The organism is Salegentibacter mishustinae, assembly GCF_002900095.1.
In the GTDB taxonomy this organism is placed as follows: Bacteria; Bacteroidota; Bacteroidia; order Flavobacteriales; family Flavobacteriaceae; genus Salegentibacter; species Salegentibacter mishustinae.
Genome location: NZ_LLKN01000002.1, coordinates 665,260 through 686,037 on the forward strand (window position 1 = coordinate 665,260; position 20,778 = coordinate 686,037).

A 20,778-nucleotide genomic window follows, 5' to 3' on the forward strand; every position below is an offset into this window, starting at 1 on the left:
TAATTTTTATACTATGGAGTATTTACACATTGGACTTGCAGCTTTAGGAGCTGGATTAGCAGTTGTTGGAGCCGCTATTGGCGTTGGTAAAATTGGTGGTTCAGCAATGGACGCTATTGCCCGTCAACCGGAAGCTTCTGGAAAAATCCAGACTGCAATGATTATTGCTGCTGCACTTGTAGAGGGTGTTGCCCTTTTTGGAGTTGTAGCTGCGTTGCTAGGGGTGCTTACTACACCGGCTTAGTCCTAAGATTTCAAAAACCCATTCGTAACGGTTGGTTGCGAATGGGCTTTTTAAAAAATGATGTTAACAGGTATTATATAAATAAAGAATTATGGATTTAATTACTCCGGAAGTTGGTCTGATTTTTTGGCAAACCATCGTATTTTTAGTGCTGATGCTTATTCTTGCCAAATTCGCCTGGAAGCCAATTCTTGGTGCGGTAAGAACTCGTGAAGAGTCTATTAATGAAGCTCTTGCTTCTGCTGAAGATGCACGTAAAGAGATGCAAAATCTAAAGGCAGATAACGAAAAGTTGTTACAGGAAGCTCGTGCTGAAAGGGATGAGATCCTTAAAGAAGCACGTCAGTTAAAAGAAAAGATGATTTCTGAAGCTGAAGGTGATGCGCAGAAAAAGGCCGGTAATATCGTAGCTAAGGCTAAAGAAAGCATTGAAATGGAGAAGCGTGCAGCTATGGCCGATATTAAAAATCAGGTAGCTACACTTTCTATAGAAATTGCTGAAAAAGTAATTGGAAAAGAATTGTCTACCGAGGAGAAGCAACATCAGATGATTGATAAGATGTTGAACGATGCTACCTTAAACTAAGAAGTAATGAAAGGAACCAGGGCAGCACAACGTTACGCCAAAGCAATTTTAGACTTGGCAAAAGAGAAAAACACTGCAGATATCGTTTTTACTGATATGCAACAGATTTCTCAAACTATCGCAAAAAGTGAAGATCTTTCGGATATGCTTAAAAGTCCGGTTGTAAATTCAACGGTTAAAAAAGCCAGTTTAAAAGAGATTTTTAAAGATGCTGGAGAAATTACCCAGGGAGCTTTTGATGTGCTCGTTGAAAACGGAAGAATTAATATTCTTGATTTAGTAGCGAAAAATTATATTGTTCGTTACAATACAATGAATCGTTCTCAGGAAGCTGTAGTAACTTCAGCAGTTCCTTTAACTGCAGAGCTTGAAGAAAAGATTTTAGCTAAGGTTAAGGAATTAACTGGGACCGGTGCGAAGATTAAAAATGTTGTCAATAAAGATATTATAGGAGGTTTTGTTTTAAGAGTTGGAGATCTGCAATATGATGCCAGCGTATCCCGAAACCTTAATAGGCTAAAAAGGGAGTTGAAGACAAACTCATATATTTCATCTATATAAATGCCCATAATGGGCTTGCAAAAAGTTAATAAAAACCGTCACGCAATTATCGTGGCATTTTATCTTAAATAATTATGGCAGAAGTAAATCCTGCTGAAGTATCAGCAATATTAAAGAAACAATTATCAGGTTTTGAAAGTGGAGCCTCTTTAGACGAGGTGGGAACTGTACTTACTGTTGGTGATGGTATCGCTAACGTTTACGGTTTGGCAAACGCACAATACGGGGAATTGGTTCAGTTTGAAAGCGGCCTTGAAGGAATGGTTTTAAACCTTGAGGAAGACAATGTAGGTATCGTATTATTAGGACCTTCTAAAGATGTTAGAGAAGGATCTGTAGTAAAAAGAACCGAAAGAATTGCTTCTATCAACGTAGGTGAAGGAATTGTTGGTCGTGTAGTAGATACTTTAGGAAATCCTATAGATGGTAAAGGTGATATTGAAGGGGAAACTTTTCAGATGCCATTAGAGCGTAAGGCGCCTGGTGTAATTTACCGTCAGCCGGTAAGTGAACCAATGCAAACAGGAATCAAATCTATTGATGCGATGGTACCTGTAGGTAGAGGGCAGCGTGAGCTTGTGATTGGTGACCGTCAGACCGGTAAAACTACCGTTTGTATTGACACCATTCTTAACCAAAAAGAATTTTACGATGCAGGGGAACCTGTACACTGTATATATGTTGCAATTGGGCAAAAAGCTTCAACTGTAGCAGGTATTGCAAAAGTACTTGAAGATAAAGGTGCAATGGAATATACTACCATTGTAGCTGCAAACGCTTCAGATCCTGCTCCTATGCAGGTTTATGCCCCTTTTGCAGGTGCTGCTATTGGTGAGTACTTTAGAGATACTGGTCGTCCTGCTTTGATTATCTATGATGACCTTTCTAAACAAGCCGTTGCATACCGTGAGGTATCTTTGCTTTTACGTCGCCCACCGGGACGTGAAGCTTACCCTGGAGATGTTTTCTTCTTGCACTCAAGATTATTAGAGCGTGCTGCAAAAGTTATTGATGATAACGATATTGCACAGAATATGAACGATCTTCCTGATTCTCTTAAAGGAAAAATCAAAGGAGGAGGTTCTTTAACCGCACTTCCAATTATTGAAACACAGGCAGGAGACGTTTCAGCATATATCCCAACCAACGTAATTTCGATTACCGATGGTCAGATTTTCTTAACTTCAGATTTATTTAACTCTGGGGTTCGTCCTGCAATTGATGTTGGTATTTCTGTATCTCGTGTAGGTGGTTCGGCGCAAATTAAGTCGATGAAGAAAGTTGCCGGTACTTTAAAATTAGACCAGGCACAATATCGTGAACTTGAAGCCTTTGCTAAGTTCGGTTCAGATCTTGATCCTACTACTTTAAGAGTTATTCAAAAGGGTAAGCGTAACGTGGAAATCCTTAAGCAGGCTGAAAATGATCCTTACCCGGTAGAAGACCAGATCGCAATTATTTATGCAGGTTCTAAGAACTTGCTAAAAGATGTGCCGGTAGAGAAAGTGAAGGAATTTGAAAAAGACTACCTGGAATATCTTAACGCTAAGCATAGAGATATGCTAGATACGCTAAAAGCCGGTAAATTAACCGACGAGGTTACAGATACCTTGGTTTCAGTTGCGAAAGAGCTTTCAGCTAAGTATAAAAAATAGTATTGAGTATTGAGCTTAGAGCAGTTAGAAACTTAAGTTCATATTTAAACTTTAAATAAATTATAGGTATCGAGTATTTGTCTAAAATCTAAATACTCGATACTCAATACTAAATAAAATGGCAAACTTAAAAGAATTACGTAGCAGGATTACTTCGGTATCATCAACGATGCAGATTACCAGCGCCATGAAAATGGTGTCGGCAGCAAAGTTGAGCAGGGCTCAGGATGCGATCACGCAAATGAGACCTTATTCTGAAAAATTAACCCAGCTGTTACAGGATTTAAGTGCAACCCTTGATGATGATACCAGTAGCAAATACGCCGAAGAACGCGAAGTGAAAAACGTGTTGATGGTGGCTATATCTTCTAATAAGGGCTTGGCGGGTGCTTTTAATACCAATATTGTAAAGGCCGTTAAGTATAAAGCTAAGAACGATTACGATTCTAAAAAGATAGATCTTTACACACTTGGTAAAAAAGCCAATGATGTTCTTAAAAAGGACTACGAGGTTTATAAGAATAACAATGCAATTTACGACGACCTTTCTTTTGAAAACGTATCAGAAATTGCAGAAGAATTAATGCAGCTGTTTTTAGACGAAAAGTACGACAAGATCGTATTGGTGTACAACCAGTTTAAGAATGCAGCTACACAAATTGTACAGCACGAACAATTCTTGCCTATAGAACAATTTGAAACGGAAGAAGAAAAGCAACTCGATTACCTTTTTGAACCTTCAAAGATCGAGATTGTAAAAGAGCTTATTCCTAAATCTCTAAAAATGCAATTGTTTAAAGCATTAAGAGATTCTTTCGCTTCAGAGCACGGTGCCCGTATGACGGCGATGCACAAAGCAACCGATAACGCAAAAGAACTTCGTGACGATCTTAAGTTGTCTTACAACAAAGCCAGACAGGCTTCTATTACCAACGAAATTCTTGAAATCGTTGGTGGTGCCGAGGCATTGAATGGATAAACCAAAAAATAATATTCCGGAAGTAATTCCGTTCTAAAAACCCGTAAGTTAACTACGGGTTTTTTATTTGGTATGCGTTTTGTTTTTGTACTTTTAAACAACAAACTTTCTACTATGAAGAAACTACTATTTTTATTCAGCAGTATATTCGCTCTAATCTTAATTACAGGCTGCGGCAGCAATAAGGAATTACAGGAACGTGCTCCCGCACAGTTTCAGGATATTTATTATACACAGGGTGAAAATGGGTTAGATCTCCACATTCCTGTGGCGGTTATTCAGGATAATCGGGTAAGTATGGATAGTGTTTATTTTAGAGGAATGAAATCTCCATTGGTTCAGGATAAAGAACAAACTAATCTCTTTACTGCCAATTTCAGCACTGCAGGTGGAATGGATGTGATGAGTTCCGATCCTACTGAAGAAAACAAAAATAGGGTGCCACAAAAAACGGAAGAAATGCCCTTTGAGCTTGAAGACGAAGAAGCTATTCTCGTGTTTTCTCAAAATAATAAAACTAAATATTATAAGCTAACGGGAATAGAAGCGCAGAACTAAGCTCAAAATCTAATTTATCCTTCGATTGGGTACCTTTAAAAAACTATTTCAGCAAACTTTTGTTTACGGCCTCGCCACAGTGTTGCCGCGTATGCTGAATGTGATTATGGTGCCGCTATATACTCATGTTCTACCGAAAGAAGAATATGGCGAAGTTTCTATAATCTTCGCCTATTTTGTATTTTTCAATGTGATCCTTGCTTATGGGATGGAAACCGCTTTTTTTAGGTTTTACAATAAAATGAAGAATAGTAAGGAAGTGCTAAGTACTTCCGGTTGGTCAATTGTAGCAACGTCTATACTGTTTTTTACAGCAGCTTTTTTAGCACAGGATTTTATTGCTGAAATGGCAAATATACCGGTGAAATATATTCAACTGGTGATCTGGATTCTATTATTGGACGCCCTCGTGATCATCCCGTTTACCTGGCTTCGAGCAGCTGAAAAACCTATGCGGTTTGCAATAATTAAAATTATAAATGTTTGCATCAACCTAGGCCTCAATATTTTCTTTTTACTGTTTTTAAAAGATTTGGCAGTAGAGGATTCAGTTTTTCAAAGTATTTATATTCCAGATTTTGAGATCAGCTATATCTTTATTTCCAACCTGGTGGCCAGCGCTGCTACGCTGTTAATGATGCTTCCTTTCTATTTTAAAATAGATTTCAGCTTTAATACCAAATTATGGAAATCTATGTTGTCTTATGCTTTTCCGGTATTAATCGCAGGACTTGCTTTTTCGGTAAACGAAGTTTTTGATAGGATAATGTTAGATTATTTGCTTCCGCAGGATATAGCCCGGGCCGAGATTGGTGCTTATGCAGCTTGTTATAAGTTAGCCTTATTCATGACTCTTTTTGCCACGGCATTTAGATTGGGAATAGAACCTTTTTTCTTTAGCCACGCTGAAAATAAAAATGCCCCGGAAACCTATGCAGTAATCACTAAATACTTTGTAGTTTTTGGAAGTTTTATACTTGTGGCCGTGATCGTTTTTATAGATATCTTAAAAGAACTTTTAATTCAAAATAGTACGTATTGGGATGCAATGCATATTGTACCGCTTATTCTACTTGCAAACCTGTTCCTCGGGATATATCACAATCTCTCCGTTTGGTATAAGATTACAGATCGTACCCGTTTTGGCGGCTATATTTCTGTAGTGGGAGCTTTATTTACCCTGACGCTCAATATTATCTTAATTCCGTATATAAGCTACACCGGTTCTGCCATTGCAACTTTGGTAGCTTACGGGGTGATGATGCTGCTTTCATATTTCTACGGAAGAAAATATTATCCCATTCCATATAACCTTAAAAAAATAGGCGGCTATTTAGTACTTTCCGTCTTATTTTCGGTATTTTCCTTTTACGTTTTTCGCGGAAATTATTTCGTTGGAATTAGCTTATTAATAGTCTTTCTCGGAACCGTATATGTTTCGGAAAGAAAACAACTTATTAAAATATTACAATCTTAACTATGCAAGTAAAGATCATCAATAAATCGGCACACAAACTGCCGCATTACGAAACTGAAGCTTCAGCAGGAATGGACCTTAGAGCCAATATTTCTGAAGCTGTTACGTTAAAACCATTAGAGAGAACTATCGTTAAAACCGGACTTTTTATTGAGCTTCCGGTAGGTTACGAAGCTCAGGTGAGACCAAGAAGTGGCCTGGCCGCCAAAAAAGGAATCACCGTGTTAAACGCACCCGGCACCATAGATGCCGATTACCGTGGAGAAATAGGGGTGATTTTGGTGAACTTATCTAATGAAGAATTCACTATAGAAAATGGCAAACGTGTTGCTCAAATGGTGATTGCTAAACACGAACATATTTCCTGGGAAGAAGTCGATACGCTAGAAGAAACCACTCGTGGTGCAGGTGGCTTCGGAAGCACAGGAAACAAATAAAAATATAATTTAATCGGTGAATGCCGGTTGTGCGGAAAATTAATATGAATATCGATTTTCAAGGATTGAAGATCACAAAAACTAAATAAATGAAGATTATAGTTCCCATGGCGGGTCGTGGTTCACGACTTCGTCCTCATACGTTAACAGTGCCAAAACCTTTAATTCCCGTAGCTGGAAAGCCAATCGTGCATCGTTTGGTAGAAGATATTGCAAAGGTTCTTGACCAACCAATAGACGAGATCGCTTTTATTTTGGGCGATCCTGCTTTCTTTGGAGACGATATCGTAGAAAGTTTAGAAGGCCTGGCAAAAAGCTTAAATGCAAAAGCCTCTATTTACCGCCAGGATCAACCTTTAGGGACCGGTCACGCTATTATGAGTGCGAAGGAATCCCTTTCTGGCCCGGCAGTTGTAGCTTATGCTGACACCTTGATAAAAGCTGATTTTAAACTTGACAAGGAGGCCGATGCGGTGATTTGGACTAAAAAAGTAGCGAATCCCGAAGCTTTTGGGGTGGTAAACCTTAACGAAAAGAACGAGATTATAGAATTGGTTGAAAAGCCAAAAGAATTTGTAAGTGACCAGGCCGTAATTGGTATTTACTATTTTAAAGATATTGCAGTTTTAAAAGAGAAGCTGGAAGAAGTGCTTGATGAAAACCTGATGCATGGTGGCGAATACCAGATTAATGATGGTATTAAGAAAATGATGGCTGAAGACAGGATCTTTAAAACCGGAACCGTAGACGAATGGATGGATTGCGGAAACAAAAATGTAACCGTAGAAACCAATGGCAGAATGCTGAATTTTCTGCACCAGGATGGTGAAAAATTGATTTCAGATTCTGTGAAGATCACTAATTCTGAAATTACCGAACCTTGTTATATTGGTGAAAATGTAGAGCTGGTAAATGCTAAAATAGGACCTAATGTTTCAGTAGGCGATGGGACTAAAATTACTGATGCTGAAGTGAAGAATAGCTTAATTCAAACTTTTGCTGAAGTGAGAAATGCAAAACTGGATAACGCGATGATAGGGAATTTTGCGAAATTTGACGGGAACTTTACCCAAATTAGTATTGGTGATTATTCAACTTTAGAATAAGCTTATTTAAGAGGTTGTTTGAAGAATCGGATTTCGTCAAGCTGAACTGGTTTCAGCTTCTAACATGTTTTGAATAACAATAAATTAGTTCCTGAACTAAATTCAGGAGGTCGATCATAAAAATTTTTCAAACAACCTCTTTATTTTAATTTTATCCTGAAAATTATGAAAAAGTACTTCTTCATTATTGCTATGCTTTCAGGAGCCTTGTTTTCATTTCAGGGAAGTTTTGCCCAGGAAAAGGAAGTGGTGCTTGAAGATGTAAATCAGGATGACCTTGGGAATGTAACCGACGAATTTCAGGAGCAATTCTTTGAGGCCTTAAAACAAAAGGGTATTGAGAATTACGAAAAAGCCATACTTGCATTAGAAGAATGCCAAAGACTGGAACCAAATAATCCGGTGGTATATTTTGAAATGGCCAGAAATTACAGTGAGTTAGAGAATTATGACAGGGCGATTGCAAATCTTGAAAAGGCTCACCAATTAGCGCCTAAAAGGGAAGATGTTCTAGATCAACTTTATAAGACCTATACAAGGGCAAAGCAATATGATAATGCTATCGAAACCTTATTGAAATTACTGAGTTTTGATGAAGACTATAAAGAAAAGCTTGCCAATATTTACCTGTTAAACCGGCAATTTGATGAGGCGCTCCAAACTATAGATGAACTGGACGAGCATGAAGGGCCCAGTACTTACCGAAATAAATTACGAAGGCAAATCTACGCCCGCACCGGCGACACCGCCGCACAAATAGAGAACCTGGAACAGGGAATCGCTAATAATCCTGAAAACGAAAAGAATTATCTCAATCTCATTTATATCTATAGCGATATGGGAGATGACGAACAGGCTTATAATACCGCTTTACAATTGCTGGAAGCTAATCCCGGATCTACCTTAGTGCACCTGGCACTGTATAAATTTCACCTTGAAAGAGAAGAACCGGAAGAGGCTGTTAATTCAATGAAAATTGTTTTTGAAAGCGAAGAAATTGATGCCGAATCAAAATTTAAAGTGCTTAATGATTTTCTGATTTTTGTAGATAACAATCCCGAATATGAAGAAGATCTAATGCAGGTAAGCAAAATGCTTAGCGAACGTGAAAATGCTCCAAAACTCTACAGCCAATTAGGTCAGTATTATATGAAACGTGGGGAACTGGAAGATGCGTTAAATTTCTTTAAGGCCGGGCTGGCGGAAAATACTGATGATTTTCAGTTGGTAAAAAATACTATTTTTCTTCAATTAGAGTTAGAAAAGTATAAAGAGGCCCGGGATTTGAGTAAGGAAATGCTAGAGGTATTTCCGGCGCAGCCTGTTTTGTTTTTGTTACAGGGCATTGCACTAAACCAATTGAAGGAGTATCGTGAAGCTATAGAAATACTTACATTTGGTCTGGATTACTTGATTGATAACCCAAGGATGGAAATTGATTTTTACACACAATTAAAAATGGCCTACAAAGAACTTGGAGAAGAAGAAAAATCGGCTGAATTTTCGCGTAAGGTCGAAGCTTTAATAAAAGAAATAGAATAGATGTATAGAAAGATTTTAGGAGTAGTGTTATTAAGCCTTTTTATCGTTTCCTGTGGAAGCCGGAAGGGAGTAAAAGGAATTGCTACTAAAAATGCTGAAGCCGCAAACATTATAGAAAGTCACTATAATTCTGAAACCAGCTTTACCACACTTACCGGTAAGTTAAAAACGGTTTATCAAAACGAAGACCGTACGCAATCGGTTAATTTGAGTTTTAGAATGGAGAAGGATAAAGCGATTTGGATGAGCGCTTCGGTACTGGGATTTCCAGTTGCCAAAGCCTACATCACGCCTTCTCGGGTAAGTTATTACGAAAAGGTAAGTCAAACTTATTTTGACGGAGATTTTCGACTGCTAAGTGATCTTTTAGGCACTCCATTAGATTTCCAGAAACTTCAGAATTTACTCATAGGTCAGGCAATTTATGATCTTAGGGAAGAGGAGTTTGAATTTTCCCAAACCGCAAAAGGCTTTCAATTTATGCCTTCAAATGGTGGATTAATAAGAAAAATGTTCCTTTTGAATCCTAAAAACTTCAAAACCTCTGCCCAGCAGCTGGCACAAACAGAAGAAAATAAAAGTGTGACCGTAACTTATTCTGATTACCAGGAAGTGGAAGGAAAGATTTTTCCGGAAGAAATAAGTATTATTGCCAATGAGGCCGGAAGCAGCACGAAAATTGAACTTACCTATCGTTCACTGGAATTTGACAGGGGAGATCTCAGCTTCCCATTTGATATCCCATCAGGTTATGAAGAAATTAGTTTATAATGAAGATTAAGAAGTTTTCTGGATTATTATACTGTTTTATATTCTTACTGCTTTCCGCGGGAAATTTGTCAGCTCAAACAACTCGAGAAAGCCTTGAGAAAAAGCGGGTAGAACTTCGGAATGAGATCCGTAGAATAAATGAGCTAAGAAGCAGTAATAAACAAAAGGAGCGTTCGGTTTTAAGTCAGGTAGAAGACCTGGATCAACAAATAAGAAGTACAGAAAATTTAATAAAAGTAACCAACCAACAGGCCAATCTTCTAACCAATCAAATAAACGCGAATACCAATAAAATTTCCAGGCTTAGGGAAGAACTGGAGCAGCTTAAACAAGATTATGCAAGGATGATCGAGAAATCTTACAAAAGCAAATCTTCGCAGAGTAGGATAATGTTTCTATTGTCTTCCGAGAACTTTTTGCAGGCTTATAAACGGCTGCAGTATATGAAACAGTATACCAATTACCGCAAGCAGCAAGGAGATGAAATTAAAGTGAGAACTGAAGAGCTGCAGGAACTCAATGCCGATTTAGCCGATCAAAAAGAAGCTAAGGATGCGCTTATTGCCGAAAACAGGCAAACCAGAACTCAACTGGAAAAGAACAAAAAAGCGCAGCAGGATTTGATGCAGAATATTAGAAGTAAAGAAGGTGAATTCGCTGCACAGATTAGGCAAAAACAACAGGAGATCAATAAAATTGACGCTCAAATTGAGAAAATGATTCGTGAATCTATTGCGAAATCTAACGAAGAAAGCGGCTCTACCGAAAGAAATGTTTATGAATTAACTCCCGCTGCAAAAGCTCTCGCAGCAGATTTTGTAAAAAATAAAGGCCGTTTGCCCTGGCCGGTGCGTTCTGGCGTGGTTACTTCCCGTTTTGGTAGGCAGCCCCACCCGGTGGTGAAATCTATTAGCATAAATAACAACGGGGTAAATATCGATACCGATTCTGGTGGAAAAGCGCGCGCTGTTTTTAATGGTACTGTGAGTGAAGTTCAGGTGCTAAAAGGAGCTAATAAAGCGGTTATGGTAAGGCACGGAGATTATATTACCATATACGATAACCTTGAAAAAGTTTATGTGAAAAGAGGAGATGTAGTAAGTACAGGGCAGGAGCTTGGTGCTGTGGCGACCAGCCGCACCTCAGGAAAAACTACTTTGCACTTTTTGATCTATAAGAATATGCAAAAGATGGATCCGGCAGATTGGATTCTGGAAATGTAGTTTCTCCACGCAACCTTTATCGTTTTTTTGCATCTTAATAGTATAAACCTGGTTATTTGCCTATGAAAAAAGAATTACTACTTCTAATATTTATTGTTTTTACCGGTTGCGTCCAGCACAACGTAGGAGTGGTTGGCAGTAAGAGAATGCTGATATCGGGAAATATTCTAAATGCTGAAAATACACCGATAGAAAATATAAGTGTAATCGCATCGGGCGCAGAATACGATAGACTATGGGCAAGGCCAGCCCAAATGCTTGGAGAAAGTTCTACAGATGCATCCGGGGAATTTTCTTTTGTAAGTTTAGATACCGATAATAGTTTTTATGGGGTAAGTATAAACCATCCAAATCATCAGGATTACAGGGAAGAATTTAGTACTATTCACTATTTAGATACTATTGGCTCGAGAGGAAATTCCTTTGAATTGACAAATATACAACTACCTAAAATTCTGGAATTTCAAGTTAAGCTCAATAATACTTCGGCCAGAAACGATACTTTATTTTTTGAATTTTCTTATTCTTCTACTGAAATATACAGAAAAATTCAGGAAGATTCATTTGATAATCCCCTCCGGTTTCAGGGGGAGAGCGAATACTGGAACAAAATATTGCCAGGAGAAGATGAAATGACAATTTCAGCTAAAACTATAGAAAACAGCGATCTTCAGTTTAAATATAAATTTAGTGCTGAAGCGGTTTACGATACAATAAATGTTGAAATAACTCCTGAAAATTCCGTGTATGAGTTCAACTTTTAAACTTTTTCTATTCGCTATTCTATTTCCGCTTTCGCTAACTGCGCAAGATAGTATCCCCGAACCACATCTAAATCAATATGTAGCTACAGATCCTGAAACCGTATTTTTTGTCGGAGAATTTTTTAGAGGTTATAGTGTAAATAATTCCAGTTGGGAGAACTATTCTCAATTAGGTTTTGGCCTGGATTTTAATTGGTTTGTATTACCATTCTTGACAATTGGTGGAGAATATAGCCTTATGGGTGGAAATTTAAAAGGAGAGGACATCAATAATACCGGAGCAGTGAAAGGTATTACCAGTCATTATTTGGGACTTCATCTTGGTTATTATCACGCTTTTAATAAAGAATGGAACTTACATACCCTGGCCGGTTTTGGGGAGGTTAATAATGTAAACCGAGCCCCGGATTCTCGTTTTGTCGAAGATGGGAACAGTTTAATTTTGCGAAGCGAGATAGGATATCGGTTTGATAAAACCGCCGCGATTTTCATCAAAGCTACATTGCGCTGGGACAGAATGGACATTGATACTCCGCCAACTCTCGACGATTATTTCAATAAGCAAAGTTTGTTGCTGCTTGGCTTTGGGGTGAGGCTTCATCTACAAAACCCGAATGGCTAACTCTCAAATAAAGCTTTGAGTTCTGTAGCTTCATTTGGCTTCATTTTTCCTGCAAGTACCAAGCTAAGTTGCTTTCTTCTTAAAGCTGCTTCATAGCGCTCTTTTTCCAGCTCTGTTTCGGGATCTAAAGGAGGAACGGCAACAGGAGAACCCGTTTCGTCTACGGCTACAAACGTATAGATGGCTTCATTGGCCTTAGAGCGGTTTCCGCTTTCGCGATCTTCCACCCAAACATCAATAAAGATCTCCATAGAAGATTTAAAAGCCCTGGAAACTGCAGCTTCTACCGTTACCACACTTCCCAAAGGAACAGCTTTATTAAACGCTACATGGTTTACCGATGCGGTAACCACAATACGGCGACTGTGCCTTCTTGCAGCAATGCTGGCAGCACGATCCATCCTGGCAAGTAACTCACCACCAAATAGATTGTTTAGGGGATTGGTTTCACTGGGTAAAACCAAGTCGGTTAAAGTAGTTCTGGATTCTTCTGGGTGTTTTGCCTGCATTTTGCCAATTTTTGGCAAAAATAAGGTGCTTTGGGCAATTTACAGCTTAAAGAACTATTAAAGTTCCTGAACTAATAGCCACGCAGCTTCATTGATGGATTTTACTTCACGCAACATATTTATGGCGTCTCTTCTTTTTTCGTGACTGGCATAAACTACCTGGTGTAATCCATATTTGTTCTCGCCAAGAAGATGAGCTTTAAAACCTTCTTTTCTAAGTTCAGCAACTTTGGTTTTAGCATTTTCTTCTACACGGAATGCCCCGGCTACAATATGATAGCTTCCGGTTTGTTTAGCTACGTTAAAAGTAACTGCCGGTAAAGGATTATCAATAACAAAAGTAGCCTGCTGAATTTGCTCCTGAAGTTGTTCCTGGGCTTGTTGTTGCTCGGCTATATTGTGTTTGGAAACCTGGCTACTATAAATATTTAATCCTGCAAAGCCCGAAATTCCTAAAGCAATAAGACCTATAGCGGCATATTTAAGATAAGCAGGAGTTTTTCTTCTTCTTTCAGGGGTAAATAGGATAGGAGCTTTTTCTTCCAGCTCTTCCACTTGCTTCTTATAAGTTTCGCGGCTAATTGCTGAAGTTTTAAAGCTATCCAGTCCAAAAGAATCGGTTAGATAATTTACGTGCTCAAAAGGTTCAAACTGAAGTTTTTCTTCCGAATAAAAGAAACGTCCAATATTTTCCAGCTCAACCTTGCCATCCTCTTTAAAAGATTCTTCCAGTTTTTCTACAAAATCAGCAATCATATTTACTGAAGTAGTATAAGATACTTTTTGCGCTGCAGCAATATAGTTTGCCAAAAGCCCATCGTTCTTCCTTAATTGCGAATTAAAAGAAACCACTTTTTTGGGTGGATGGAAAGTTTGGGTGTCTTTGTCTATAAATGCCGGTTCTTTTTGGGATAAAAAAGCCCCAAAGCCTGGCAGAATTACGCATTCATAACGATAAAGTAAATCCTGGATGTAGTTAGCTATCTTCATTGCCGCAAAAATAAGGGGTTATTTTATTCCTCCTAAAGTTACCCAAAGAAATTTTATTAACAAATCTTTTTTTCTGTAATTTTAATGAAAATTCAATTATGTCTTCTGAAGAATTACAGTATGTCCTGGCCTTGCAACATATTCCAAATCTGGGAGATACGCTTGCTAAGAAATTGATCAGGCATTTTGGATCGGCTAAAAATGTATTGCAGCAGAAAAAGCAGAATTTATTAAAAATAGATAGGATTGGTGGCTACCGTTTACGCGATTTTTTTGATGCCTCTCATCTCAAAGCCGCAGAGGAAGAGTTGAAATTCATTGAAAAGAATCAGATAAAAGTACTTTATTTTAAAGATCAGGATTATCCCGATAACCTAAAGCATTGCATAGATGGTCCGGTGGTACTTTTCCAAAGAGGGAATATCAATTTAAAGAAACAAAAAATTGTTAGTGTAGTAGGTACCCGTAAGATCACGCAAAGTGGTGTGGCTTTTTGCGAAAAATTTATAGAAGAATTGAGTCCGTTAAATCCTGTGATCGTTTCTGGCTTCGCCTATGGAGTTGATATTACCGCACAAAGGGCAGCAGTGGCCAATAAATTGCAGAATATAGGTTGCCTGGCACATGGTTTAAATCAAATTTATCCAAAAGTGCATCAAAAATATGTAGCCTCAATAGAAGAGCATGGCGGGTTCTTTACCGATTTCTGGAGCAGTGACAAATTTGATAGGAATAATTTCTTAAAACGAAACCGAATCATCGCCGGTCTAAGCGAAGCAACTGTAGTGATAGAAAGTGCTGAAAAAGGTGGTTCGCTGGTTACTGCAGATATTGCAAATTCTTATAACCGGGAAGTCTTTGCTGTGCCGGGAAGGCCTTCAGACAAATTGAGTAAAGGCTGTAATGATCTTATAAAATCTCAAAAGGCCCATTTATTGAATTCTGCAGCAGATTTGATCTATATGCTAAATTGGCAACCGGAAGAATCAGCGAAACCGGTACAAAAACAACTGTTTGTAGAGCTTGATGAGGAAGAAAATAATGTTTTAGATTTTCTGCAAAAGGAAGGGAAAGCCCAGTTAGATAGCATTGCGATAAACTGTAACTTTCCCTCTTATAAAACTGCGGGTATTTTAATTAATATGGAATTAAAAGGCGTGGTACGCCCATTACCCGGTAAATTATTTGAATTGATCTAGTAACCTACTTTTTTCCTTACCCTGTTTATAACCTGATTAGCTACATTTCTGGCTTTTTCGGCACCGACTTCCAGGGCTTTGTCAATCTCTTCCAGGTTATTCATATAATATTCATACTTTTTTCTGGGAGTTTCAAACTGCTCTAGAAGCAATTCGTATAAAGCTTGTTTAGCGTGCCCGTATCCAAAGCCACCCGCTTCATAATTCTTGCGCATTTCAGCGATTTGTGCATCTGTAGCCACTAATTTATAAAGTGCAAAAACATTACAGGTATCAGGGTTTTTTGGTTCTTCGAGAGGTGTGCTATCGGTGTCAATAGCCATAATTTGCTTCCTTAGTTTTTTATCGGTTACAAATAAATTTATGGTGTTGCCTTTAGATTTGCTCATTTTGGCGCCATCGGTTCCAGGAACGTACATGGTGTTTTCCTGAACTTTCGCTTCAGGAATTACAAAAGCTTCGCCCATTTTAGAATGAAAACGTGAAGCTACATCACGCGTGATTTCTAAATGCTGAAGCTGGTCTTTTCCTACGGGTACAACTTCGGCATCATACAGTAAAATATCTGCTGCCATTAACATTGGATAGGTAAAAAGCCCGGCATTCACATCTTCTAACCTATCTGACTTATCTTTAAAAGAATGCGCTAAGGTTAAGCGTTGATAAGGAAAAAAGCAACTTAAATACCAGGAAAGCTCTGCCGTTTGCGGAATATCGCTTTGTCGGTAAAAAACGGTTTTTTCAATATCTATACCGCAAGCAAGCCAGGTTGCCGCTACAGAATAGGTGTTGTTTCTTAAAGTTTCGGCATTTTTTATTTGGGTTAGCGAATGCATATCTGCAATAAAAATAAAAGAATCGTTATTGGGTTTATTGGCCATTTCTATAGCCGGTAAAATTGCTCCCAATAAATTTCCTAAGTGTGGAGTTCCTGTACTTTGTACTCCTGTAAGAATTCTGGACATCTGCTTTTTCGGTTTTCTGCAAAGGTAATTTTTTTACCGAATTCCCTCGGTTCAATTTAGTACTTTTGGCTTCTATGAACATCCTACGCACAATACTTACTATTTTATGGCGAATCTGGTTTTATATTTTACTCGTATTACCAATTTTAGTAATGTTTCCGGTGCTTGTTGTATTTTCTTCGGCAGAAAGGCTTTATCCTAAATATTATGTTTGTGCCCGTATTTGGGCTAAATGTATCTTATATGGAATGGGTTTTTATCCTGAAATTAAAAGGATGCAGCAACTTGACCCGAAGAAGAATTATATGTTAGTTGCTAATCATACTTCTATGATAGATATTATGATGATGCTGGTGATCATTAAGCAGCCATTTATTTTTGTAGGGAAAAGAGAACTTGCTAAAATTCCTGTTTTTGGATTTTTCTACCGAAAAACAAATATAACCGTAGATAGAAATTGCGCAAAAAGTAAGCAGGATGTGGTTACTGAAGCTCGCCGAAGATTAGATATGGGAGAGAGTATTTGCATTTTTCCCGAAGGAGGTGTGCCCAGTGACAGGTCTTTGGTTTTGGATTGTTTTAAAGATGGGGCTTTTAGATTAGCTATAGCTCATCAAATCCCTATTGTTCCCATAACCTTTTACGATAATAAAAAACGCTTTTCTTATAAATTCGTTTCTGGGTCCCCGGGGAAACTTCGCGTGAAAATTCATGAATTTATTACTACAAAAGGAATGCAACCCGCCGATAGAAAAAATTTAAGAAATCAAACGCGCCAGGTAATTTTTGAAGAGCTTACTAAAAACCTGGAGCAAGAAAATCCTTCAAAATAAAACTTCTGAAGGATTCTACTCCTTTCATAGGTGCTAAAAATTGAAACTTATTCCGGAATACACGCCTAAATAGAATGGGCGTACGCCTGGAGCATCATTAAAAGTATCTAACTGATACTTAAATATGGGTTCTAAATTCAACTGAAAACTATCGGTAAGTTTGTAATCTAATCCCACTCCCACATTGGTACTAAAGCTAACTTTATTAATATTATTTGCTTCGCCAATTCTGGTGTTTTGATTATTGGTATTTACCTTGATATTATTTTCATCTAAAAACAGGCTGCTTCCGCCGGCAATTAAGTTAATTCCAATTTTACGATCTACAAGATTATATTCAATTTCCAACGGAACTTCAATAAATCCAAACTGTTGATTGATTTCGCCGGGTAAGGCCATGTTGGTGCCAGAGAAATTACTTCCGTCACTATTTTCCAGCTCCCTTCCCGGAATAATAATGGGTGCGCTATCTATTTGCACATTATCTGACTCGTAATTTATGGAACTAATATTATTAGGGTTTACAGTGGCAGAAAACATAATATCTTCTACATCGTAACTCATTGATACTTTAGAAATTCCACTCCTAATCTTTATTTTATCTGAAATTGCATAGGCCAAATTCATTCCATAAGCCATACTTACCTGCGAGCTGGTATTGTTACCTGCAAATTGTGGCGCTATCGGGCTTCCTTTTCCAATATTGTCATAAAAAACAGGAGCGGCAAAAGTGCTTAAACGCAGTTTCTTTTTGGTTGTTTCTGCAATAAGATCTTCTTCTTTTTCCAGGTTTTTATCTTTTTCAATCTGGGCTAATTGCCGGGCTACTTCCAGGCTGTCTTTCGTTGAAAATTGCTCTTCTATTTCAGTTTTATTCGCTTCATTTTGAGCGATAGCTTCAGATTCCTGCTGTTCGTTTTTTGAATTTGGATTGATGAAATCCTTATGTTGAATATTTTTTTCTTCGGAATTTTGATGATCTTCTGTGGCTAATGCTGAATTCTGCTCGCTTACTTCACCTGTAATAATATTTTCTGACTTCTGTTTTTCAGCAGAATTACCTGAAGTTTTTTCGAACCCGGAATTAATGTTTTCTGAAGCTAAAGCCGAATTGTTATTAGTTGATGAGTTTTTGGAATCTTTAGATGTTGAATAAAATGTTTCATCCACATTGTTCTTCAATATTTCTGAAGCATTGGTAAACTGTTCGTTTTTATTGATTTCTGGTAAATTTATTTGAGGTTTTGCACTTTCTTCCACTTCAAAAACAACTTGTGTCTCTGTGAAATTATTCTGGCTAAAGAAATAGCCGCCAAGCACCAGCGCTAGAACTGCGGCAACTCCGCCAAGTTTTATCCATAGCGGAATGATAAAAGGCTTTTTTCGATCTTTCTCCTTCAGTTTGCCGGCAATATTATTCCATAACTCAGGACTTGGTTCTGGGGCAAAATCCCTGAACTTTTCCTGGTATAGCCGGTCTATGTTTTTTCTTTCTTTCATAGCGATTGCACCTTATTGTCGTTGAGGTGGTTTTCTATTTTAGACTTCAAAATATGCCTGGCACGGGCCAAATTAGATTTTGAACTTCCTACACTTATATTCAGCATTTCTGCAATCTCTTTGTGTGAAAATCCGTCTAGTGCATAGAGGTTAAAAATTTGCCGGTAACGTTCTGGCAAATCCTGAATACTTTCTAATAGAAAATCGGTTGTAATTTCTTCGTCATCAACTTCTATTTCTGGATCTTCCAGAAGGTTTTCATTAATGATCTCAAAATATTTCTCTTTTCGGTGCTTTTGTAGGGTGGTGTTTATGACAATACGTTTCATCCAGCCTTCAAAAGAACCTTTATCTTCATATTGGTTGATTTTATTGAAAATGGTGATGAAACCATCTTGCAAGTTGTCTTCAGCCTGCTGATAGTTATTAGAATATTTAAGGCACAGGCCAAAAAGTTTACCGGAGTACAGTCGGTAAAGCTTTTCCTGTGCCCTAATATCCTGTTTTTTACACTGATGTATGAGTTTTTCTAAACTCACTAACTTAGATTGTTATGTGTTAGTATTTTCTTGTGGTGTTGTTGGTCCTGGCTCTCCAACCGGAACATCAATAATTAAAAACTCTGCTTCTCCATCTTCATCTTCTCCCGTAAGTAATTTAAATTGGTAATTATTGTAATCTTCACTAGTAATTCTTAAATCTGTTATAGTGCGACTATCAGTTAATTCTCCTTCTTCAGTACAGTCTGTAATATTTGCATCATATGAAGTTAATGCAGCAATTTCTATTACAAATGTAGAATCGGTTTCCTCAGCTATGTATTGATTGACGCTAAAATTAGAAAATTTGTGACACGCATTAGGTAGCTCATAAGCTACTTCTAAATCATAACTTTCACCAATTTCAAAATATTCCGGTAAATCAGTACCGGTAATTTCTGCGATCGCAAAATTTAAATTGGGACCATCATCATCTGTCTCGCAACTGTAAAGACTTAGGGCCAGGACCATTAACAAGGCAATTCTTTTCATTTTTAATTTGTTATTTAAGTGTTATCTATTTCATAGATGCAGCTTTATTGAAATGGTTGCGTGCCGAAACAAAAAAATCCCTTTTTTTAAGGGATTTTTAAGACTTTGTTGTTATTTAATCTTGAGCTTAAGCTTCTTTAGCTATTTTAATAGCATTTTTTATTTTTTCTTCAAGCTCATCCATAAGGTCTGGATTGTCTTTTAGTAGAGTTTTTACCGCATCACGACCCTGACCTAATTTGGTATCTTCGTAGCTAAACCAGGAACCGCTCTTTTTCACGATTTCATAATCAACCCCAATATCTATAATTTCTCCAATCTTAGAGATTCCTTCGCCATACATAATGTCGAATTCGGCGGTTTTAAATGGAGGGGCAACTTTGTTTTTCACCACTTTTACACGGGTTTTATTACCCATAACGTTACTATTACTATCTTTTATTTGCGTAGAACGTCTAATATCTAAACGTACCGAAGCATAGAATTTTAAAGCGTTACCACCGGTAGTAGTTTCTGGGTTTCCAAACATAACCCCGATCTTTTCCCTTAACTGGTTAATAAAGATTACGGTACAATTTGTTTTACTAATAGAAGAGGTGAGTTTTCTAAGGGCTTGAGACATTAAACGGGCGTGTAATCCCATTTTAGAATCTCCCATTTCACCTTCAATCTCACTTTTAGGAGTAAGCGCAGCAACCGAGTCTATCACAATTATATCTATTGCTCCAGACCGGATTAAATTATCGGCAATTTCCAGTGCCTGTTCTCCATTATCTGGTTGCGAAATAATAAGGTTCTCTATATCTACACCAAGTTTTTCTGCATAAAAACGGTCAAAAGCATGTTCTGCATCAATAAAGGCAGCGATGCCTCCTTTTTCCTGAGCTTCAGCTATTGCGTGTAAAGTTAAAGTTGTTTTACCCGAAGATTCAGGTCCATAAATTTCAATAACCCTTCCTCGTGGATATCCTCCAACACCCATGGCTAAATCTAAACCTAAAGAACCGGTAGAAATGGCGTCTATGTCTACTACGGCCTGGTCACTCATCTTCATCACGGTACCCTTTCCGTAGGTTTTATCCATTTTATCCAGGGTAAGCTTTAAGGCTTTTAGTTTTGCTTCTTTTTCTTTATCGTTGCTCATAATTTGAATAATCTATTTAGAGAGTTGCTAAATTACTATAAGTTTTCCTGCATCACAATTTTATATGAACGGCTTTTGTATA

The 20,778-nt window shown here is 37.8% G+C and carries 23 protein-coding genes; 16 read left to right on the forward strand and 7 right to left on the reverse strand.

Annotated features, from left to right (window positions below):
• Window positions 1–13 precede the first annotated feature (13 nt).
• From atpE to APB85_RS05920, 14 genes are all read left to right on the forward strand, one after another.
• On the forward strand, window positions 14–244 hold the full coding sequence (gene atpE, locus APB85_RS05855) for an ATP synthase F0 subunit C (RefSeq protein ID WP_057482403.1): 231 nt from the start codon (window positions 14–16) through the stop codon (window positions 242–244).
• Window positions 245–335: 91 nt separating this feature from the next.
• On the forward strand, window positions 336–830 hold the full coding sequence (locus APB85_RS05860; protein WP_057482404.1) for a F0F1 ATP synthase subunit B: 495 nt from the start codon (window positions 336–338) through the stop codon (window positions 828–830).
• A 6-nt stretch (window positions 831–836) separates the two neighbouring features.
• Window positions 837–1,391 carry an ATP synthase F1 subunit delta gene (gene atpH, locus APB85_RS05865; protein ID WP_057482405.1) on the forward strand — a complete coding sequence of 185 codons (555 nt, stop codon included), beginning with the start codon at window positions 837–839 and terminating at the stop codon, window positions 1,389–1,391.
• Between the two features lie 74 nt (window positions 1,392–1,465).
• On the forward strand, window positions 1,466–3,046 hold the full coding sequence (gene atpA, locus APB85_RS05870; RefSeq protein ID WP_057482406.1) for a F0F1 ATP synthase subunit alpha: 1,581 nt from the start codon (window positions 1,466–1,468) through the stop codon (window positions 3,044–3,046).
• A gap of 118 nt (window positions 3,047–3,164) precedes the next feature.
• A complete protein-coding gene (gene atpG / locus APB85_RS05875) occupies window positions 3,165–4,025 on the forward strand; it encodes an ATP synthase F1 subunit gamma (protein WP_057482407.1) in 861 nt (286 codons plus the stop codon).
• 114 nt (window positions 4,026–4,139) lie between these two features.
• Window positions 4,140–4,583 (forward strand): hypothetical protein, encoded by a 444-nt coding sequence (locus APB85_RS05880; RefSeq protein ID WP_057482718.1) that lies wholly within the window; start codon window positions 4,140–4,142, stop codon window positions 4,581–4,583.
• Between the two features lie 25 nt (window positions 4,584–4,608).
• Complete coding sequence (locus tag APB85_RS05885; protein WP_057482408.1) at window positions 4,609–6,060, forward strand: oligosaccharide flippase family protein; 1,452 nt, start codon at window positions 4,609–4,611, stop codon at window positions 6,058–6,060.
• Between the two features lie 2 nt (window positions 6,061–6,062).
• Window positions 6,063–6,497, forward strand: coding sequence for a dUTP diphosphatase (dut, locus tag APB85_RS05890; protein ID WP_057482409.1), 435 nt, complete (start codon window positions 6,063–6,065; stop codon window positions 6,495–6,497).
• An 89-nt stretch (window positions 6,498–6,586) separates the two neighbouring features.
• Window positions 6,587–7,603, forward strand: coding sequence for a sugar phosphate nucleotidyltransferase (locus tag APB85_RS05895; RefSeq protein ID WP_057482410.1), 1,017 nt, complete (start codon window positions 6,587–6,589; stop codon window positions 7,601–7,603).
• A 165-nt stretch (window positions 7,604–7,768) separates the two neighbouring features.
• A complete protein-coding gene (locus tag APB85_RS05900; protein ID WP_057482411.1) occupies window positions 7,769–9,145 on the forward strand; it encodes a tetratricopeptide repeat protein in 1,377 nt (458 codons plus the stop codon).
• Window positions 9,146–9,916 carry a DUF4292 domain-containing protein gene (locus tag APB85_RS05905; protein WP_057482412.1) on the forward strand — a complete coding sequence of 257 codons (771 nt, stop codon included), beginning with the start codon at window positions 9,146–9,148 and terminating at the stop codon, window positions 9,914–9,916.
• Window positions 9,916–11,139, forward strand: a complete 1,224-nt coding sequence (locus APB85_RS05910) for a murein hydrolase activator EnvC family protein (RefSeq protein ID WP_057482413.1) — start codon at window positions 9,916–9,918, stop codon at window positions 11,137–11,139. The genes APB85_RS05905 and APB85_RS05910 overlap by 1 nt, the downstream gene beginning before the upstream one ends.
• A gap of 62 nt (window positions 11,140–11,201) precedes the next feature.
• The gene (locus APB85_RS05915) at window positions 11,202–11,903 is read left to right on the forward strand and encodes a carboxypeptidase-like regulatory domain-containing protein (RefSeq protein ID WP_057482414.1); all 702 of its coding nucleotides are present in this window, start codon (window positions 11,202–11,204) and stop codon (window positions 11,901–11,903) included.
• Window positions 11,887–12,525 carry a hypothetical protein gene (locus APB85_RS05920; RefSeq protein ID WP_057482415.1) on the forward strand — a complete coding sequence of 213 codons (639 nt, stop codon included), beginning with the start codon at window positions 11,887–11,889 and terminating at the stop codon, window positions 12,523–12,525. Before APB85_RS05915 ends, APB85_RS05920 begins: the two co-directional genes overlap by 17 nt.
• Here APB85_RS05920 and APB85_RS05925 read toward each other — a convergent pair.
• Together APB85_RS05925 and APB85_RS05930 are read right to left on the reverse strand one after the other, a co-directional pair.
• Window positions 12,522–13,034, reverse strand: coding sequence for an acyl-CoA thioesterase (locus tag APB85_RS05925; RefSeq protein WP_057482416.1), 513 nt, complete (start codon window positions 13,032–13,034; stop codon window positions 12,522–12,524). The genes APB85_RS05920 and APB85_RS05925 overlap by 4 nt on opposite strands.
• Before the next feature lie 57 nt (window positions 13,035–13,091).
• A complete protein-coding gene (locus tag APB85_RS05930) occupies window positions 13,092–14,024 on the reverse strand; it encodes an HU domain-containing protein (protein WP_057482417.1) in 933 nt (310 codons plus the stop codon).
• A gap of 98 nt (window positions 14,025–14,122) precedes the next feature.
• Here APB85_RS05930 and dprA point away from each other — a divergent pair, with 98 nt between their 5' ends.
• Window positions 14,123–15,223 carry a DNA-processing protein DprA gene (gene dprA, locus APB85_RS05935; protein WP_057482418.1) on the forward strand — a complete coding sequence of 367 codons (1,101 nt, stop codon included), beginning with the start codon at window positions 14,123–14,125 and terminating at the stop codon, window positions 15,221–15,223.
• On the opposite strand, the gene trpS is transcribed toward dprA, so the two are convergent.
• On the reverse strand, window positions 15,220–16,188 hold the full coding sequence (gene trpS / locus APB85_RS05940) for a tryptophan--tRNA ligase (protein WP_057482419.1): 969 nt from the start codon (window positions 16,186–16,188) through the stop codon (window positions 15,220–15,222). The genes dprA and trpS overlap by 4 nt on opposite strands.
• A 74-nt stretch (window positions 16,189–16,262) precedes the next feature.
• Between trpS and APB85_RS05945 the strand changes: the two genes are divergently transcribed.
• Window positions 16,263–17,021 carry a lysophospholipid acyltransferase family protein gene (locus APB85_RS05945; protein ID WP_057482420.1) on the forward strand — a complete coding sequence of 253 codons (759 nt, stop codon included), beginning with the start codon at window positions 16,263–16,265 and terminating at the stop codon, window positions 17,019–17,021.
• 33 nt (window positions 17,022–17,054) lie between these two features.
• On the opposite strand, the gene APB85_RS05950 is transcribed toward APB85_RS05945, so the two are convergent.
• From APB85_RS05950 to recA, 4 genes are all read right to left on the reverse strand, one after another.
• Window positions 17,055–18,521, reverse strand: a complete 1,467-nt coding sequence (locus tag APB85_RS05950; RefSeq protein ID WP_057482421.1) for a hypothetical protein — start codon at window positions 18,519–18,521, stop codon at window positions 17,055–17,057.
• Entirely contained in the window at window positions 18,518–19,060 is a 543-nt protein-coding gene (locus tag APB85_RS05955) for an RNA polymerase sigma factor (RefSeq protein WP_057482422.1), read from the reverse strand. The genes APB85_RS05950 and APB85_RS05955 overlap by 4 nt, the downstream gene beginning before the upstream one ends.
• Window positions 19,061–19,072: 12 nt before the next feature.
• Window positions 19,073–19,552, reverse strand: coding sequence for a hypothetical protein (locus tag APB85_RS05960; protein WP_057482423.1), 480 nt, complete (start codon window positions 19,550–19,552; stop codon window positions 19,073–19,075).
• A gap of 127 nt (window positions 19,553–19,679) precedes the next feature.
• Window positions 19,680–20,696 carry a recombinase RecA gene (gene recA / locus APB85_RS05965; RefSeq protein WP_057482424.1) on the reverse strand — a complete coding sequence of 339 codons (1,017 nt, stop codon included), beginning with the start codon at window positions 20,694–20,696 and terminating at the stop codon, window positions 19,680–19,682.
• Between the last annotated feature and the right edge of the window lie 82 nt (window positions 20,697–20,778).

Excerpts from the sequence above, each read along its gene's own strand:
- APB85_RS05925 (WP_057482416.1), bottom strand. The coding sequence starts at position 13,034 with ATGCAGGCAAAACACCCAGAAGAATCCAGAACTACTTTAACCGACTTG.
- APB85_RS05895 (WP_057482410.1), top strand. The coding sequence starts at position 6,587 with ATGAAGATTATAGTTCCCATGGCGGGTCGTGGTTCACGACTTCGTCCT.
- APB85_RS05930 (WP_057482417.1), bottom strand. The coding sequence starts at position 14,024 with ATGAAGATAGCTAACTACATCCAGGATTTACTTTATCGTTATGAATGC.
- APB85_RS05945 (WP_057482420.1), top strand. The coding sequence starts at position 16,263 with ATGAACATCCTACGCACAATACTTACTATTTTATGGCGAATCTGGTTT.
- APB85_RS05915 (WP_057482414.1), top strand. The coding sequence starts at position 11,202 with ATGAAAAAAGAATTACTACTTCTAATATTTATTGTTTTTACCGGTTGC.
- APB85_RS05960 (WP_057482423.1), bottom strand. The coding sequence starts at position 19,552 with ATGAAAAGAATTGCCTTGTTAATGGTCCTGGCCCTAAGTCTTTACAGT.
- recA (WP_057482424.1), bottom strand. The coding sequence starts at position 20,696 with ATGAGCAACGATAAAGAAAAAGAAGCAAAACTAAAAGCCTTAAAGCTT.
- APB85_RS05950 (WP_057482421.1), bottom strand. The coding sequence starts at position 18,521 with ATGAAAGAAAGAAAAAACATAGACCGGCTATACCAGGAAAAGTTCAGG.
- atpA (WP_057482406.1), top strand. The coding sequence starts at position 1,466 with ATGGCAGAAGTAAATCCTGCTGAAGTATCAGCAATATTAAAGAAACAA.
- atpH (WP_057482405.1), top strand. The coding sequence starts at position 837 with ATGAAAGGAACCAGGGCAGCACAACGTTACGCCAAAGCAATTTTAGAC.
- dprA (WP_057482418.1), top strand. The coding sequence starts at position 14,123 with ATGTCTTCTGAAGAATTACAGTATGTCCTGGCCTTGCAACATATTCCA.
- APB85_RS05920 (WP_057482415.1), top strand. The coding sequence starts at position 11,887 with ATGAGTTCAACTTTTAAACTTTTTCTATTCGCTATTCTATTTCCGCTT.
- trpS (WP_057482419.1), bottom strand. The coding sequence starts at position 16,188 with ATGTCCAGAATTCTTACAGGAGTACAAAGTACAGGAACTCCACACTTA.
- APB85_RS05860 (WP_057482404.1), top strand. The coding sequence starts at position 336 with ATGGATTTAATTACTCCGGAAGTTGGTCTGATTTTTTGGCAAACCATC.
- APB85_RS05880 (WP_057482718.1), top strand. The coding sequence starts at position 4,140 with ATGAAGAAACTACTATTTTTATTCAGCAGTATATTCGCTCTAATCTTA.
- atpE (WP_057482403.1), top strand. The coding sequence starts at position 14 with ATGGAGTATTTACACATTGGACTTGCAGCTTTAGGAGCTGGATTAGCA.
- APB85_RS05905 (WP_057482412.1), top strand. The coding sequence starts at position 9,146 with ATGTATAGAAAGATTTTAGGAGTAGTGTTATTAAGCCTTTTTATCGTT.
- dut (WP_057482409.1), top strand. The coding sequence starts at position 6,063 with ATGCAAGTAAAGATCATCAATAAATCGGCACACAAACTGCCGCATTAC.
- atpG (WP_057482407.1), top strand. The coding sequence starts at position 3,165 with ATGGCAAACTTAAAAGAATTACGTAGCAGGATTACTTCGGTATCATCA.
- APB85_RS05900 (WP_057482411.1), top strand. The coding sequence starts at position 7,769 with ATGAAAAAGTACTTCTTCATTATTGCTATGCTTTCAGGAGCCTTGTTT.
- APB85_RS05910 (WP_057482413.1), top strand. The coding sequence starts at position 9,916 with ATGAAGATTAAGAAGTTTTCTGGATTATTATACTGTTTTATATTCTTA.